General features: G+C 71.2%; 13 protein-coding genes. 8 read left to right on the top strand and 5 right to left on the bottom strand.

The window, feature by feature from the left end; translation table 11 throughout:
• Nucleotides 1-144 precede the first annotated feature (144 nt).
• Entirely contained in the window at nt 145-861 is a 717-nt protein-coding gene (locus tag SLW55_RS00705; RefSeq protein WP_320744621.1) for a response regulator, read from the bottom strand.
• 152 nt (nt 862-1,013) lie between these two features.
• Here SLW55_RS00705 and rlmD point away from each other — a divergent pair, with 152 nt between their 5' ends.
• The 8 genes from rlmD to SLW55_RS00665 all read left to right on the top strand — a co-directional run bounded on the left by rlmD (nt 1,014) and on the right by SLW55_RS00665 (nt 8,170).
• Nucleotides 1,014-2,360 (top strand): 23S rRNA (uracil(1939)-C(5))-methyltransferase RlmD, encoded by a 1,347-nt coding sequence (gene rlmD, locus SLW55_RS00700; protein ID WP_150409277.1) that lies wholly within the window; start codon nt 1,014-1,016, stop codon nt 2,358-2,360.
• A gap of 76 nt (nt 2,361-2,436) precedes the next feature.
• Entirely contained in the window at nt 2,437-2,961 is a 525-nt protein-coding gene (locus tag SLW55_RS00695) for a CYTH domain-containing protein (RefSeq protein WP_152181255.1), read from the top strand.
• Between the two features lie 124 nt (nt 2,962-3,085).
• Complete coding sequence (locus tag SLW55_RS00690; protein ID WP_267099087.1) at nt 3,086-3,760, top strand: DsbA family oxidoreductase; 675 nt, start codon at nt 3,086-3,088, stop codon at nt 3,758-3,760.
• Nucleotides 3,761-4,125: 365 nt separating this feature from the next.
• Nucleotides 4,126-5,133, top strand: coding sequence for a beta-N-acetylhexosaminidase (gene nagZ / locus SLW55_RS00685; RefSeq protein ID WP_320744304.1), 1,008 nt, complete (start codon nt 4,126-4,128; stop codon nt 5,131-5,133).
• Entirely contained in the window at nt 5,133-5,687 is a 555-nt protein-coding gene (locus SLW55_RS00680) for a hypoxanthine-guanine phosphoribosyltransferase (RefSeq protein ID WP_017917414.1), read from the top strand. Before nagZ ends, SLW55_RS00680 begins: the two co-directional genes overlap by 1 nt.
• A gap of 89 nt (nt 5,688-5,776) precedes the next feature.
• On the top strand, nt 5,777-6,529 hold the full coding sequence (locus tag SLW55_RS00675; protein ID WP_267123396.1) for an S-methyl-5'-thioinosine phosphorylase: 753 nt from the start codon (nt 5,777-5,779) through the stop codon (nt 6,527-6,529).
• Nucleotides 6,530-6,617: 88 nt separating this feature from the next.
• A complete protein-coding gene (locus tag SLW55_RS00670) occupies nt 6,618-6,824 on the top strand; it encodes a cold-shock protein (RefSeq protein ID WP_003488188.1) in 207 nt (68 codons plus the stop codon).
• Nucleotides 6,825-6,919: 95 nt separating this feature from the next.
• Nucleotides 6,920-8,170, top strand: coding sequence for an NAD(P)/FAD-dependent oxidoreductase (locus tag SLW55_RS00665; protein WP_193314124.1), 1,251 nt, complete (start codon nt 6,920-6,922; stop codon nt 8,168-8,170).
• Nucleotides 8,171-8,617: 447 nt separating this feature from the next.
• On the opposite strand, the gene pdeM is transcribed toward SLW55_RS00665, so the two are convergent.
• The 4 genes from pdeM to SLW55_RS00645 are packed head-to-tail and all read right to left on the bottom strand — an operon-like array spanning nt 8,618 to nt 14,394.
• Entirely contained in the window at nt 8,618-9,268 is a 651-nt protein-coding gene (gene pdeM, locus SLW55_RS00660) for a ligase-associated DNA damage response endonuclease PdeM (protein ID WP_152181258.1), read from the bottom strand.
• The gene (locus SLW55_RS00655) at nt 9,258-11,804 is read right to left on the bottom strand and encodes a ligase-associated DNA damage response DEXH box helicase (protein ID WP_152181259.1); all 2,547 of its coding nucleotides are present in this window, start codon (nt 11,802-11,804) and stop codon (nt 9,258-9,260) included. The genes pdeM and SLW55_RS00655 overlap by 11 nt, the downstream gene beginning before the upstream one ends.
• Nucleotides 11,801-13,393, bottom strand: coding sequence for an ATP-dependent DNA ligase (locus tag SLW55_RS00650; RefSeq protein WP_320694286.1), 1,593 nt, complete (start codon nt 13,391-13,393; stop codon nt 11,801-11,803). Before SLW55_RS00650 ends, SLW55_RS00655 begins: the two co-directional genes overlap by 4 nt.
• A complete protein-coding gene (locus SLW55_RS00645; protein WP_010342292.1) occupies nt 13,390-14,394 on the bottom strand; it encodes a ligase-associated DNA damage response exonuclease in 1,005 nt (334 codons plus the stop codon). Before SLW55_RS00645 ends, SLW55_RS00650 begins: the two co-directional genes overlap by 4 nt.
• Between the last annotated feature and the right edge of the window lie 104 nt (nt 14,395-14,498).

The raw sequence follows: 14,498 nt of genomic DNA, 5'->3' as shown, positions 1-14,498 counted from the left end.
CACGGGGAAGGGCGGCGACCAGCCGGGACCGCCAGGGCAACGCTCGAGAAGCACGGGTTGCGGCAGTTGGCGCCCCACGCCGACGCGTGGAAAGTGACGGGGAGCCACCCCCAATCTCCAATCCCCAATCCCCAATCCCGGCCTTCAGTGCAACAACGCCGCCACCGCCTCGCTGAACTGGTGGCGGGCCTGCGAAGAGGCCGGGTCGCCATGCAGCTGGCGCACGGCCCGCGCCAGGCGGGCGGCGCCGACGAAGCCGCAGCTGGCCTGCAGCCGGTGCAGGTGGCTGCGCACGGCCTGGTCGTCGCTGAGTTGCAGGGCCGAGGCCACCGCATCGCGGGTGCCGGGCAGCTCGGCCAGGAACAGTTCGCGCAATGCGATCAGGTGCGCGCGCTCGCCGTTGAGCGCGGCCAGCGCGGTGGTCTCGTCCCAGTCCAGGGTCGGTTCGGCGGTCCCGGCGGTCCCGGCGAGGCGGCCGCGCGCGAGCAGCCGGCGCACCGATTGCAGCAGCCGTTCGGTGCTGAGCGGTTTCAGCAGCACGTCGGCGAACCCGGCGTCGAGCAACTGCGCGCGGACCGTGGCGCTGGTGTCGGCGGTATGCGCCAGCCCCAGGGTGCCGGGGCGTTGCCGCTGCAACTGGCGCAGCAAATCGCTGCCGCTGCCGTCGGGCAGGTTGGCGTCGATCAGCCACAGGTCGTGCGCCTGCGTCTGCGCGCGGGCGAGGGCGCTGGCGACGGAGTCGGCCAGGTCCACCCGGGCCGGCAGCGCCTGCAGCGTCGCGTCGAAGAAAGCGCGGCTGATCGGGTCGTCTTCGACGAGCAGCAGTCGCGTTACCGGGTCCTGGTTCGATGCCATGCTGATGCCTCCATGCGGCGTGGTCGCATCCCGCGCGGCGGCGCGCGTGCGTGCGTGCGTGCGCCACTTTGCCTCGCCGGCGCGGCAATCGCAAGCCGGTCCCGGCCCGGCCCATCTGCGACAATAGCCGCCCTTTTCCGCCCGCAGCCTGTTGCCACGTGGCCCGATCCAGAAACCGTCTCGACCGCACGCCCTTCCAGACCGACATCGCCGACCTCAGCCACGATGGCCGCGGCGTGGCCCGCCGCGAGGGCGACAAGGTCGCCTTCGTCGCCGGCGCGCTGCCCGGCGAGACCGTCCTGGCCGAACCGACCGCGCGCAACCGCCACTTCGACGAGGCGCGCACCGTGCAGGTGCTGCAGGCCTCGCCGCAGCGGGTGACGCCGCGCTGCCCGCATTTCGGGGTCTGCGCCGGCTGCGTGCTGCAGCACCTGGCCGAGGACCAGCAGATCGTCGCCAAGCAGCGGGTGCTGACCGAGAACCTGGAGCGCATCGGCCACGTGACCCCGCAGGCGGTGCTGCCGGCGCTGACCGGCGCGCCCTGGGGCTACCGGCGCAAGGGCCGCTTCTCGGTTAGGCGGGTGGAAAAGAAGGACAAGACCCTGGTCGGGTTCCGCGAGCAGGATCCGCGCTTCGTCGCCGACCTGTCGGTCTGCCACACGGTGATCCCGCAGATCGGTTTCAAGGTGACCGCGCTGGCCGAACTGGTGGAAAGCCTGGACGGCAAACGCGACATCCCGCAGATCGAGTTCATCGCCGGCGACGCCGCGGTGGCGTTGACCTTCCGCCACATGCAGCCGCTGAGCGCGCGCGACCAGGATGCGCTGATCGCCTTCGCCCAGGAGCACGACTTCGCCATCTTCCTGCAGCCCGGTGGTGTGGACAGCGTGCACCCGCTGTATCCACAAGAGGTACCGCTGTCGTTCCGGCTGCCGCAATGGGACGTGGAACTGGCGTTCCGGCCGCTGGACTTCATCCAGGTCAACGCCGCGCTCAACGAGAAGATGATCGCGCACGCGCTGGCGCTGCTCGACGCGCAACCCGACGACCGCGTGCTGGACCTGTTCTGCGGCCTGGGCAACTTCACCCTGCCGCTGGCGCGCACCGTGCGCGAGGTGGTCGGCGTGGAAGGCGACGCCGGGCTGGTGGCGCGCGCGCGGGACAACGCGCAGCGCAACGGCCTGGACAATGCCCAGTTCTTCGCCGCCGATCTGACCCAGGACCAGCGCCAGGCGCCGTGGATGCGCCAGGGCTTCGACAAGCTGCTGCTGGACCCGCCGCGCTCCGGCGCGCTGGAGGTGCTGCAGCAACTGCCGCTGAAACAGTTCCAGCGCATCGTCTACGTCAGCTGCCATCCCGGCTCGCTGGCGCGCGACGCCGGCTACTTGGTCAACGAACAGGGCTTCGTGCTCAAGGCCGCCGGCGCGATGGACATGTTCCCGCACACCGCGCATGTGGAGAGCATTGCGGTGTTCGAAAAGCCGGGAATGGGGAATCGGGATTAGGGATTAGGGATTCGTCACAGCGGCTGCGCGCGCGGTTTAAGCTTTTTCCATTCTCCTTTCCCCATTCCCGATTCCCATGGCCATCGAAATCGAACGCAAATTCCTCGTCATCGGCGACGGCTGGCGCGCGGCGGCGCACGCGGTGATTCCGATGGCGCAGGGCTATCTCAACGACCAGGCGGCGCTGGCCAGCGGGGCGCAGAAGGCGTCGGTGCGGGTGCGGGTGCAGGGCGAGGCCGCGTTCCTCAACCTCAAGTCGCGCGAGCTCGGGCATACCCGCCAGGAGTTCGAGTATCCGATCCCGCCGGACGATGCGCGCGCGCTGCTGGCGCTGTGCGTGGGCGGGCTGATCGACAAGCGCCGGCATCTCGTGCAGTACCAGGGCCATCTCTGGGAAGTGGACGAGTTCCTCGGCGACAACGCCGGGCTGGTGGTCGCCGAGATCGAGCTGGACAGCGCCGACGAGGCGTTCGCCACGCCGGACTGGCTCGGCGCCGAAGTCACCGACGACCCGCGGTACTACAACGTGGCGCTGGCGACGTGTCCATTCTGCGAATGGACGGGATTGGGGAGTGGGGATTCGGGATTGGCAAAAGCGTAAAGCCAAACGCCGCACGCGGCCCGCTTTTGCGAATCCCCAATCCCGAATCCCGAATCCCCGCTTCTCGCGGCAATCGGGCTTATGCTTTTGCCAATCCCGAATCCCCAATCCCGAATCCCCGCTGATGCGCATCGATATCTGGTCCGACGTGGTCTGTCCCTGGTGCTGGATCGGCAAGCGCCGGTTGCAGCAAGGTCTTGCGTCGCTCGGCGCGGATGCGCCGGCGCTGGAGATCCACTGGCATCCGTATCAGCTGGATCCGGACGCCGGCACCGAGCCGGTGCCGTTGCGCGAGGCCTATGCGGCCAAGTTCGGCGGTGCGGCGCGCACCGAGCAGATCCTGGCGCAGACCCAGGCCACCGCGCGCGCCGAAGGCCTGCCGTTCGACTTCGGTCGCGGCCAGGTGCGGGTGACCACGCTGCCCGCACACCGGCTGCTGTGGCTGGCCGCGCGCGAGGGCGACGTGGACGCGGTCGCCGAGGCGCTGTTCCATGCGCACTTCGCCGAGGGCCGCAACCTGGCCGATCCGCAGACGCTGTGCGATGCCGGCGCCGCAGGTGGGTTGTCGGCGCCGCGGGTGCAGGCGCTGCTGGCCGGCGGCGAGGGACTGGACGAGATCGAGGCGGAACTGCAGCAGGCGCAGGCCATGGGCATCCGCGCGGTACCCACCTACGTCATCGATGGCCGCCAGGCGCTGCAGGGCGCGCAGCCGCCGGAGGTGTTCGCCGCCACCGTGCGCGGTTTGCTGGCCGACGCCCAGGCGGGCCGCGATTGCGGTCCGGAGGGGTGCGCGGTCTAGAACGTCGCGCGCTGTACGTTGGGTGCCCCGCGCCGCGGGCGGCGCGCCAGACAGCGTCGCAGGAGGCGAGGGGCGGCCCGCGGTGGTGCGCAGGCATCCTGCTGATGCCCATGCCGGTTCGCCGCGGACCTCTCCCGCATCGCGCGCGTGCCAGCCAGGCGGCCAGGCAACGGGCCGCAAGGCCGCCTTGCGCGCGCGGACCGGGCGGACTGCTGCGCTGCGCGTCGCCGCGCGCGCCTCAACTCGGACGCGTTCATTACCGAGACGTGTCAGCTGGCAGCGGCGCGACCTGCCGCCGACGCCGGCATCTGCGACAATGCCGACCCACAGGCGCCTGAACCGCGCCGGCAGGAGGAATCCCCCGCATGCTCGCGATCGGCGTTGCCGGTACCGAACTCACCGCGCAGGAGCGCGACTGGCTGCAGCACGATGCGGTGGCCGGCGTGGTCCTGTTCAAACGCAATTTCGCCTCGCGCGCGCAGGTGACCGAGTTGAGCGCGGCGATCCGCGCCGCCACGCCGCGGCCGCTGCTGCTCTGCGTGGACCAGGAAGGCGGGCGCGTGCAGCGCTTCCGCGAGGGCTACAGCGCATTGCCGCCGCTGCAGGATTTCGGCGCGCTGTACGCGCGCGATCCGGCCGCGGCGCTGGAGATGGCCGAGCAGCACGCCTGGCTGATGGCCAGCGAAGTGCGCGCCAGCGGTGTCGACCTCAGCTTCGCCCCGGTGCTGGACCTGGCCCGCGGCAACCGCGCCATCGGCGACCGCGCCTTCAGCGACGATCCGCAGGTGGTCGCGGCCTTCGCCGCGGCCTATGTGCGCGGCATGCACAGCGTCGGCATGGGCGCCACCCTCAAGCATTTCCCCGGCCATGGCACCGTGCTCGAGGACACCCACGTCGATAACGCCGAGGACCCGCGTTCGCTGGACACCCTGCACCAGGAAGACCTGGTGCCGTTCGCCGCCGGCATCGCCGCCGGCGCCGATGCGGTGATGATGGCGCACGTGGTCTACCCGCAGGTGGCGCCGGAACCGGCCGGCTACTCGCCGCGCTGGATCCAGCAGATTCTGCGCCAGGAGCTGGGCTTCCGTGGCGTGGTGTTCTCCGACGACATCGACATGGCCGCCTCGTTCGCCGCTGGCGGCGTCGCCGCGCGGGTCACTGCGCACCTGGACGCCGGCTGCGACGTGGTCCTGGTCTGCCACCCGGAACTGGTCGAAGACTCGCTGCAGGCCGTGCGCGATCGCCCGCTCAACACCGCCGCGCTGCTCGGCCTGATCGGCCGCGGCGGCCTTGGCTGGGACGGCCTGCTGGCCGACGCCCGCTATGGCCACACCCAATCCCATCTGCTCTCCACCTTCGGAAAAACCGCCTGATGTCCACTCTCACCATCGCCCAGGCCCTGGCCCAGGCCGACCTGCTGGTCGATCGCACCCGCATCGACCAGGCCATCGCCCAAATGGCCGACGCCATCGCCGCCGACTACCGCGGCGAAACCCCGGTCTACCTGACCATCATGCACGGCGCGCTGCCGTTCGCCGGCCAGCTGGCGCTGGAACTGGGCAGCCGCGGCCAGGACCTGCAGCTGGACTACCTGCACGCCACCCGCTACCGCGGCGAGACCGTCGGCGGCGAACTGGTGTGGAAGCACCGCCCGGCCACCGCGCTGTACGGTCGCCGCGTGCTGTTGCTCGACGACATCCTCGACGAAGGCCTGACCCTGAAGGCGGTGCGCGAGTGGTGCCTGGAGCAGGGCGCCACCGACGTGCGCATCGCCGCGCTGACGGTCAAGCGCCACGACCGCTGCGTGCCCGGGGTCAGCGCCGACTACGTCGGCGTCGAAGTGCCGGACCGCTACGTGTTCGGCTTCGGCATGGACGTCAACGAGGCCCTGCGCAACCTGCCGGCGATCTACGCGATGAAGGAGTAGCGGGGCAGGCGAGCCAGCCTCGCCTCCGTCGCTGAAGTTTCCCGCTGCCGGCGCGCGTCGCCGGCGCAGGCGTTCCCTTTCGTTCGAGGATCCGCATGGACAACATCGCACTGGCCGTCATCGGCGGCACCGGCGTCTACAAGCTCGCACAACTGGACGATGTGCGGACCCACGAGGTCGAGACGCGCTACGGCGCGCCTTCCGGCCCGGTGCGGGTCGGCACGCTGCTCGGCCACCGCGTCGCCTTCCTGGCCCGCCACGGCGAAGGCCATTCGCTGCCGCCGCACAAGATCAACTACCGCGCCAACCTTGCTGCACTGCAACAGATCGGCGCCACGCGCGTGCTCGCGTTGAACACGGTGGGCGGCATCACCGAGCGCTTCGGCCCGCGCGTGCTGGCCTGCCCGGACCAGTTGATCGACTACACCTGGGGGCGCATCTCCACCCTGTGCGAAGAGCCGGGCAGCGAGGTGTTGCACGTGGATTTCGGTCATCCGTATTCGCCGCTGCTGCGCAGCAAGATCCTCGCCGCCGCGCGCGTCACCGGCACCGCGCTTGTGGACGGTGGCTGCTACGCCGCCACGCAGGGGCCGCGCCTGGAAACCATCGCCGAGATCGCGCGGCTGCGCCGCGACGGTTGCGACCTGGTCGGCATGACCGGCATGCCCGAAGCCGGGTTGGCGCGCGAGCTGGGCCTGGACTACGCCTGCCTGGCGATCGTGGCGAACTGGGCGGCCGGCTGCGGCGACGCCGAGGAAATCACCCTGGCCGAGGTGCTGGCCAATGTCGAGGCGGCCTCGGTCGGGCTGCCGGAGCTGGTGGGGGAACTGGCGCGCGGGTGATTGTCTTCGTTGCGCAAGCTTTGCATACTCCGCCGGTGCGGCTGCCGCACAACCACCACCCATTCACTGCAAAAGGTCTCGCATCACCATGCCGAACGGTACCGTCAAGTGGTTCAACGACGCCAAGGGATTTGGTTTTATTTCTCCGGAAGACGGTAGCGCCGATGTGTTCGCGCACTTCTCCGCGATCAACTCCAAGGGCTTCCGCAGCCTGCAGGAAGGACAGCGTGTCAGCTACGACGTGACCCAGGGTCCGAAGGGCGCGCAAGCCTCGAATATCACGCCGGTCGAGTAAGCGCGCGCGTTGACTCGGTTGTGCCTTGAACCCCGCTTCGGCGGGGTTTTTTATGGGAGATGCCGTGGTGTCGGCGTCGGCAGGCGGTGCGGGCAATGACGCAAGGATTGCAGATCGGGATCGTGGGGTATGGCACCGCAGGCCAGGCACTGGCGCTGCTGCTGGCGCGCGACGGGCACCGCGTGCAGGTGTTCGAGCGCGCCGCCGAGCCCGGGCCGGTCGGCGCCGGTTTCCTGCTGCAGCCGACCGGCCTGCAGGTGCTGTGGCGGATCGGCCTGCTCGAGCAGGCCCTGGCCTACGGCGCGCCGGTGCACCGCCTGTACGGCGAGACCCCGTGCGGGCGCGCGGTGATGGACATGCGCTACCGCGACCTGGAGGCGCGCCTGTTCGGGCTGGGCATGCAGCGCGGCGCCTTGTTCGCCCTGCTGGCGCAGGCCTGGGACGGCTACGCCACGCTGCAGCGCGATACGCGCATCGTCGCCATCGACGACACGCTGCGCCGGGTGCAGGACCAGCACGGCCGCTGGCACGGGCCGTTCGACCTGGTGATCGCCTGCGACGGCTCGGCCTCGGCGCTGCGCGCGCAGGTGCAGGCGACGCGGCTGGACCGGATGTATCCGTGGGGCGCGCTGTGGTGCCTGCTGCCGCGCGGCGACTGGGCCTTCCCCGACGAACTGCGCCAGCGCTACGTGGCCGCGCGCAAGATGATCGGCCTGCTGCCGGTGGGCACCCGCCCAGGCGATGCCGAGCCCCGGGTGAGTTTCTTCTGGAGCCTGCCGACCGCCGAGTTCGATGCCTGGCAGGCGCGCGGTGTGCAGCCGTGGCTGGAGGAGATCGCGCAGTTGTGGCCGCAGGCGCGCGAACGCCTGGCGCAGATCGACGCACCTGCGCAACTGGCGCGGGCCAGCTACCGCGATGCGGTGCAGCGGCACTGGTACCGCGGCCGCCTGGTGCTGGCCGGCGACGCGGCGCATGCGATGAGCCCGCAACTGGGGCAGGGCGTCAACATGGCGCTGATGGATGCCTGGGCATTGAGTGAGAGCCTGCGCACCGCGCCGGACATCGACGCGGCATTGGCGCGCTACCAGGCGCAGCGCCAGGCGCACGTGGCGGTGTACCAGTTCTGGAGCCGCTGGCTGACCCCGCTGTTCCAGTCCGAGCGCGACGTGGTGGCGCGGCTGCGCGATGTGGGCATGTTGCCGGCCGGGCGCATGCCGGGGGGCCGCGGACACATGCTGCGCGTGCTCAGCGGCACCCAGCACGGCTGGTTTGGCAAGCTGCCGCTGGCGCCAGAGTTTCTCGAAGCGTTGCAGGACGCGGTGGCGCGACGCGTGGCGCTGCCGTAGGCGGCGAGATCGCGGACGCAGGTGGACGCGCGCTTGGGTGATTCGTCGCGGCGACGGCGCGTGCAGAGCGCAACGCGGCGAGCGCGGCCCGACGGCGATGTTCTGTCTTTGCACTTGCAACATTGTCGTGCCGCGATTCGCCAATCTTGTGTGGGATGGGCTTCAGCCCCCTGCACCCTTCAGTTGGTCGCGTCGGGACTGAAGTCCCTCCCACATTAGGGCAGTGCACTTGTTGCTTTGATCGCGGTCATGGGCTGCCCCGCGTTACGCCGACGCTTCCTCCGGCACGGTGCCAAGCACTCGCGCAATGCATTGCGACTGCATTGTGGGAGGGGCTTCAGCCCCGACGCCCTTCAGTTGTCGCGTCGGGACTGAAGTCCCTCCCACAGCATGGCATCGCACTCGCCACTTCGGTTGCAGTCACGACCAGTCGCCACCCCGCCCGATCTACGCCGTCGCCACTGGAAGGGCGAAGGCCGCGCCTTCGACGCAGGCGACCAGGCGCTCGCCCGGCGCCAGGACCGGGGCGACGCCGGCGGTGAAGTGCGAGAACGCCGGCAGCACGGTCATGCCGTCGCGCAGCCAGAACGCCGGCCAGCGCGGGCGAAGGCCCGGCAGTTTGGCCAGCGGGTGCAAATGTCCGCACAGCACATGGCGCTGCGCATCCGTCACCGGATCGTGACGCAACACGAACGGGCCGTCTTCCACCTGCGTGCCAAGCGGCGCGATATCCAGCCCAGCGCCGGCCAGGGCGCGGTCATGGTTGCCGGTGATCGCCGCCACGCGCAGTTGCGGATGCTGCGCGCGCCAGGCATGCCACTGGCGTTGCCAGTCGGCATCGGGTGCGGCGCCGTGCAGCACGTCGCCGAGGATCCACAGTTCCGCCGCGTCCTGCGCCTGCAGCAGGGCCGACAGCCGCGCCAGGTCGAGCGCGGTGCCGCCGCGCGGCAGGCCGATGCCGGCGCGGCGGAAGACGTCGGCCTTGCCCAGGTGCAGGTCGGCGATCAGCAGCCGTCGCCGCGCCGGCCAGTACAGCGCGCGGTCGCCGAGCAGGCGCATCGGTTCCCCGGCCAGCAGCCAGTCCAGTTCAGCGCGCATTGCGCTGCTCCAGTTGCGCCGCCGCGCGCATTACCCGTGCCTTCCAGTCCTCGGTGCTGAGCTGGCCGCGGATGCTCTCGGCCCACAGCGGGAACGCCAGCGGGGTAAGGCTGCGCGGGCTGTGCAGCGCCAGCTCGCGCGCGGCGCAATCGTCCAGGGTGGCGGCGAGCCTGGTCAGTTCCATCTCGCCCTGCAGCACCTCGCGCTCGGCCTGCGCCAGCAGCAAGTGCTCGGGATCGAAGCGGCTCAGCACGTCGTACAGCAGGCCGCTGGAGGCCTGCAGCTGGCGCAGGCTGCGCGGCAGGCGGCCGGGCAGGCTGGGCGGCAACAGGCCGGCGACGCGGGCGATCTCGCGGAACTGGCGGCGCGCCAGTTCGCCGAGGTTGAGGCTCTCGCGCAGATCCTCGAACAACTGCGCCGGACTCAGCAGTTCGCGCAGCAGCGCCGCATCGATCGGCGCGTCCTCCGCCGGCGACAGCACGAAGCCATAGTCGTTGGCGGCGAAGCTGAAGGTATTGCGCTGCCGTCGGCCCCAGCGCAGCGCCAGCAACGCGGCCAGGCCTTCGTGCACCTGGCGGCCGGCGAACGGATACACGAACAGGTGCTGGCCGTCGCGGGCGCGCACGCGCTCGGCCAGCAGCCGCTGCGGTGCCGGCAGAGCCGACAGCGCGCGCTGCAGGCCGAGCAGCGGCGCCAGCGCGCGCAGTTCGGCCTCGCCACGCGGATCGGCGAACACCGCTTCCACCTCGCGGCCCAGTTCCGAAGACAGCGGCATGCGCCCGCCCATCCACTTCGGCACGCTGCCGTCGCCGCCCTTGGCCAGACGCACGTAGGCGGTCATGTCCTCCAGTCGCACCAGTTCCAGCAGGCGCCCGGCGAACTGGAAGCGATCGCCGCGGCGCAGACGGCCGACGAACTGCTCCTCCACCGCGCCGAGCCGGCCGCCGCGCAGGAAGCGCACCGCGACGCTGCCATCGCTGGTGATGGTGCCGATCGACAGGCGATGACGCAGGGCGATGCGGCGGTCGTGCACGCGGTACCGGCCGTCCGCGTCCAGCACCACCTTGCGGTAGTCCGGATACTGCGCCAGCGCGCGTCCGCCCTGCACGACGAACTCCAGCACCGCCTGCCAGGTCGGCGCATCCAGCATGGCGAAGGCGGCGGTGCCGCGCACTTCGGCGTACAGCGCGTCGGCAGCGAAGCCGCCGCCCAGTGCGCAGGTGATGCAGTGCTGCGCCAGCACGTCCAGCGACAGCCGCGGCGAGGGCCGCGATTCGATGCGGCCATGGGCGATGGCGCGGCGCGCCGCGGCGTACTCGACCAGTTCCAGCGCGTGCGAGGGCACGCACAACACGTGGCCGGCCTCGCCGGGGCGGTGCTTGGCGCGGCCGGCACGCTGCAGCAGCCGCGCCACGCCCTTGGGGCTGCCGATCTGCAGCACCTGATCGACGGCGGGGAAATCCACGCCCAGGTCCAGGCTGGAGGTCGCCACCACGCAGCGCAGGCTGCCGTCGCGCAGGCCCTGCTCGGCCGCGCTGCGCAGCGCTGGGTCCAGCGAGCCGTGGTGCAGCGCCAGGGTGTGCGCTTCTTCCGGCCACACCGAGGTCAGCGCCTGATGCCACAGCTCGGCCTGCGCGCGGGTGTTGGTGAACAGCAGGCTGGTGCGCACCGCGAAGAGTTTTTCCAGCACCCGTGGCAATTGCGCCAGGCCCAGGTGCCCGGCCCAGGGAAAGCGCTCGCCGACCGCGGGTGCCAGCGTCTCCAGGGTCAGGGTGCGCGGCTTGACCCCGGCCACGATCGGCGCCTGCGGCAGGTGCGGCAGCAGCACGTCGCGCGCTTCGTCCAGGTTGCCGAGCGTGGCCGACAGGCCCCAGGTGCGCAGCGTCGGCGCCCAGCCGCGCAGCCGCGCCAGGCACAGCTGCAGCAGCACACCGCGCTTGTTGCCGAGCAGCTCGTGCCACTCGTCGACGATCACGCAGCGCAGCGTCGCCAGTTGCGGCGCGGTGTCGGGATAGGACAGCAGCAGTGCCAGCGATTCGGGCGTGGTCACCAGCACGTCGAGCTTGCCGCTGCGCGCCAGGCGCTTGTCGCGGGCGCTGGTGTCGCCGGTGCGCAGGCCGATCTGCCAGTCCAGGCCCAGCGCCTGCGCCGGTTCGCGCAGCGCGCGTACCGTGTCGGCGGCGAGCGCGCGCAACGGGGTGATCCACAGCACCTTGAGGTCGCGCTGCGCCTGCCGGCGCGTGCGCGGCGGCGCGACGGTCTTGGCAGTCGCGCTGGCGCCGTTGCCACGGGCGGGCTTCTGTTTGGCGGCGGCCGCCTGCGCCGCGGCCTGCGCACGCAGACCCTCCAACAACGGGCCGCCGAACGCAGCCAGGGTCTTGCCGCTGCCGGTGGGCGTGTGCAGCAGCCCGGAGCCGCCGTCCAGGTACTGCCGCCACAGCGCGCGCTGGAACGGCAGCGGTTGCCAGCCCTGCTGCGCGAACCAGGCGTGCAGCGGCGCATCGGCCGGGCGCCGCCGCGCCGCGGTTGCGCTCATCGCGCCAGCGCCTGCAGCGTGGTCAAGCGGTCGGCCTCGGCGAACGGCTTGTCGTGGCGCCAGCGCAGGATGCGCGGGAAGCGCACGGCGATGCCGGACTTGTGCCGGCTGCTGCGATTCACCGCCTCGAAACCGAGCTCGAACACGTGATACGGCGTCACCGCGCGCACCGGGCCGAAGCGCTCGGTGGTGTGCGCGCGGATCCAGCGGTCCAGCGCCAGGATCTCGCTGTCGTCCAGGCCCGAGTAGGCCTTGGCCACCGGCACCAGTTGCTCGCCGTCCCACAGGCCGAAGGTGTAGTCGGTGTACAGCGTGCTGCGCCGGCCGTGACCAGCCTGCGCGTACAGCAGTACCGCGTCGATGGTCAGTGGCGCCACCTTCCACTTCCACCAGTCGCCACGGCGGCGGCCGGACTGGTAGGGCGACGTCGCACGCTTGAGCATCAGCCCTTCCACGCCTTGCACGCGCGAATCCTCGCGCAGCGCCGCCGCCTGCTCCCACGTCGCGGCCTGCACCTGCGGCGACAGCGTGAGGCGCGGATCGGCGTGCGCCTCCAGCAACGTTTGCAACTGCGCGCGGCGCTGCTGCAGCGGCTGCTCGCGCAGGTCCTGGCCGTCCAGTTCCAGCAGGTCATAGGCGAGCACCCGCGCCGGCGTATCGGCCAGGGTCTTGGCACCAGGCTTGCGTCGCTGGATGCGGGTCTGCAGTGCGGTGAACGGCAGCGGCGCGGGCTCGCCTTCGCGCCAGACCAGCAGCTCGCCATCGATCACCGCATCGCGCGGCAGCGTCGCCGCGGCCGCCTCGATCTCCGGGAAGCGCCCGTCCAGGCGTTCCTCGCCACGCGACCACAGCGCCACTTCGCCGTCGCGGCGGATCAGCTGCAGGCGGATGCCGTCCCATTTCCACTCCAGCAGCCAATCGTCGAGAGCGCCGAGCGTGGCGACTTCGGCTTCCAGCGGCGAGGCGAGGAAGAACGGGTAGGGCTGCTGGCGGTCGCTGGGCAGCACCTCGTCGGACAGCAACTGCTCCAGCGCCTGCGGCGTCGGCGACCAGGCGCCGAGCATGCGCTGGGCGATGCGTGCGATGTCGATCCCGGACATCGCTGCCAAGGCTTGCTGCACCAGTCGCTGCGACACGCCCACGCGCAGCGCGCCGGTCAGCAGCTTGTTGAACAGCAGGCGCTCGTCGAAGGCCAGGCTGCGCCAGCCGGCCACCACCGCGGCGCGGCGTGCGGTGTCGTCCTGTGCGGCCACCGGCAGCAGGCGCTCCTCGATCCAGTCGCGCAGCGGTGCCGGGTCCGGGGTTTCCGCCGGATCGTCGAGCAGCAGGGTCAGGGTCTCGGCCAGATCGCCGACGTGGTCGTAGCTGTCGTCCACCAGCCAGCCGGGCAGGCCGCTTTCCTGTGCGATCCATTCGCGCAGTTCGCGGGTGTTGGCGATGCGCCGCAGTTTGCCGCCGCTGAGCAGCCAGATCGCCCAGGCCGCGTCGGCGGGCGGCGCCTGCTCGAAATACGCCACCAGTGCGGCGCGCTTGTCCAGCGTCGCGGTGCTCTGGTCCAGTTGCCGGTACAGCGCGGCGAAGCGCTTCATTCCTCGCCACCATAGTCGGTACGGAACGCCTCGGCGGCGACACCGCGTTCGTTGAGCGCGCGGATGATCGCGTCGGTGTTGCCGTGGGTCGCAATCACGCGCCGCGCGCCGGTCTCGTCGATGGTGCGCAGCAGATCGGGCCAGTCGGCATGGTCGGAGACCACGAAGCCGCGGTCGTAGTTGCGCCGGCGGCGGTTGCCGCGCAGCCGCATCCAGCCCGAGGCGAAGCCGAGTTGCGCATGGCGGAAGCGGCGCAGCCACGGGCTGCCGGCGGCCGACGGCGGCGCCAGCACCAACTGCCCGGCGTAGTCGGCGCGCTTGTCCAGTTCGGACACGGTGCGCGTGTCCAGCATCGCCACGCCGGCCTCGCGATACACCGCCACGCCGGCCGCCACCGCGCCGTGCAGCAGCGCCGGCTGGTCGTCCCACGGCTGCAATTCGGCGAGCACGCGCTGCGCCTTGCCCAATGCGTAGCAGAACAGCACCGCGGCCTCGCCGCGCGCGCCGCATTCGCGGCGCCAGGCGACGATCTCGCGCGCCACCGCGCTGGTGTCCGGCCAGCGGTACACCGGCAGGGCGAAGGTGGCCTCGGTGATGAAGGTGTCGCAACGCACCACCTCGAACGGCGCGCAGGTCGGATCCGGCTGGCGCTTGTAGTCGCCCGAGGCGACCCAGACCTCGCCATCCACTTCGATGCGTACCTGCGCCGAGCCGAGCACGTGCCCGGCCGGATGCAGCGACACCTGCGCGCGGCCGAGCGTGAAGCGGGTGCCGTAATCGTAGGCCCGATAGGCCTGCTCGCCCAGCCGCCAGCGCAGGATGGGCAGGCCGGCGGCGGCGCAGTGGTATTCGCCCATGCCCGAGCGCGCGTGGTCGCCGTGGCCGTGGGTGATGACCGCGCGCGGCACCGGCCGCCAGGGATCGATATGGAAATCGCCGGCGGGGCAGTACAGCCCTTCCGGGCGCAGCACCACCAGGTCCTGGGAAGCGGCATTCGGCATGGGCGCCACTGTGTCCAAGCCGGTGTGCAGGAGATGAGAATCCGCCCCGCGCGTTCGCGGCGACGCGACGGATCGGCCACAATGCGTGCAGCGCTTCTGGGAGG

Origin of the sequence: Xanthomonas sp. LF06-19 (assembly GCF_034105425.1) — a bacterium.
GTDB lineage: Bacteria > Pseudomonadota > Gammaproteobacteria > Xanthomonadales > Xanthomonadaceae > Xanthomonas_A > Xanthomonas_A sontii.
The sequence above is the reverse complement of the archived record's forward strand: the minus strand, read 5'-3'. Positions and strand labels throughout refer to the sequence as shown.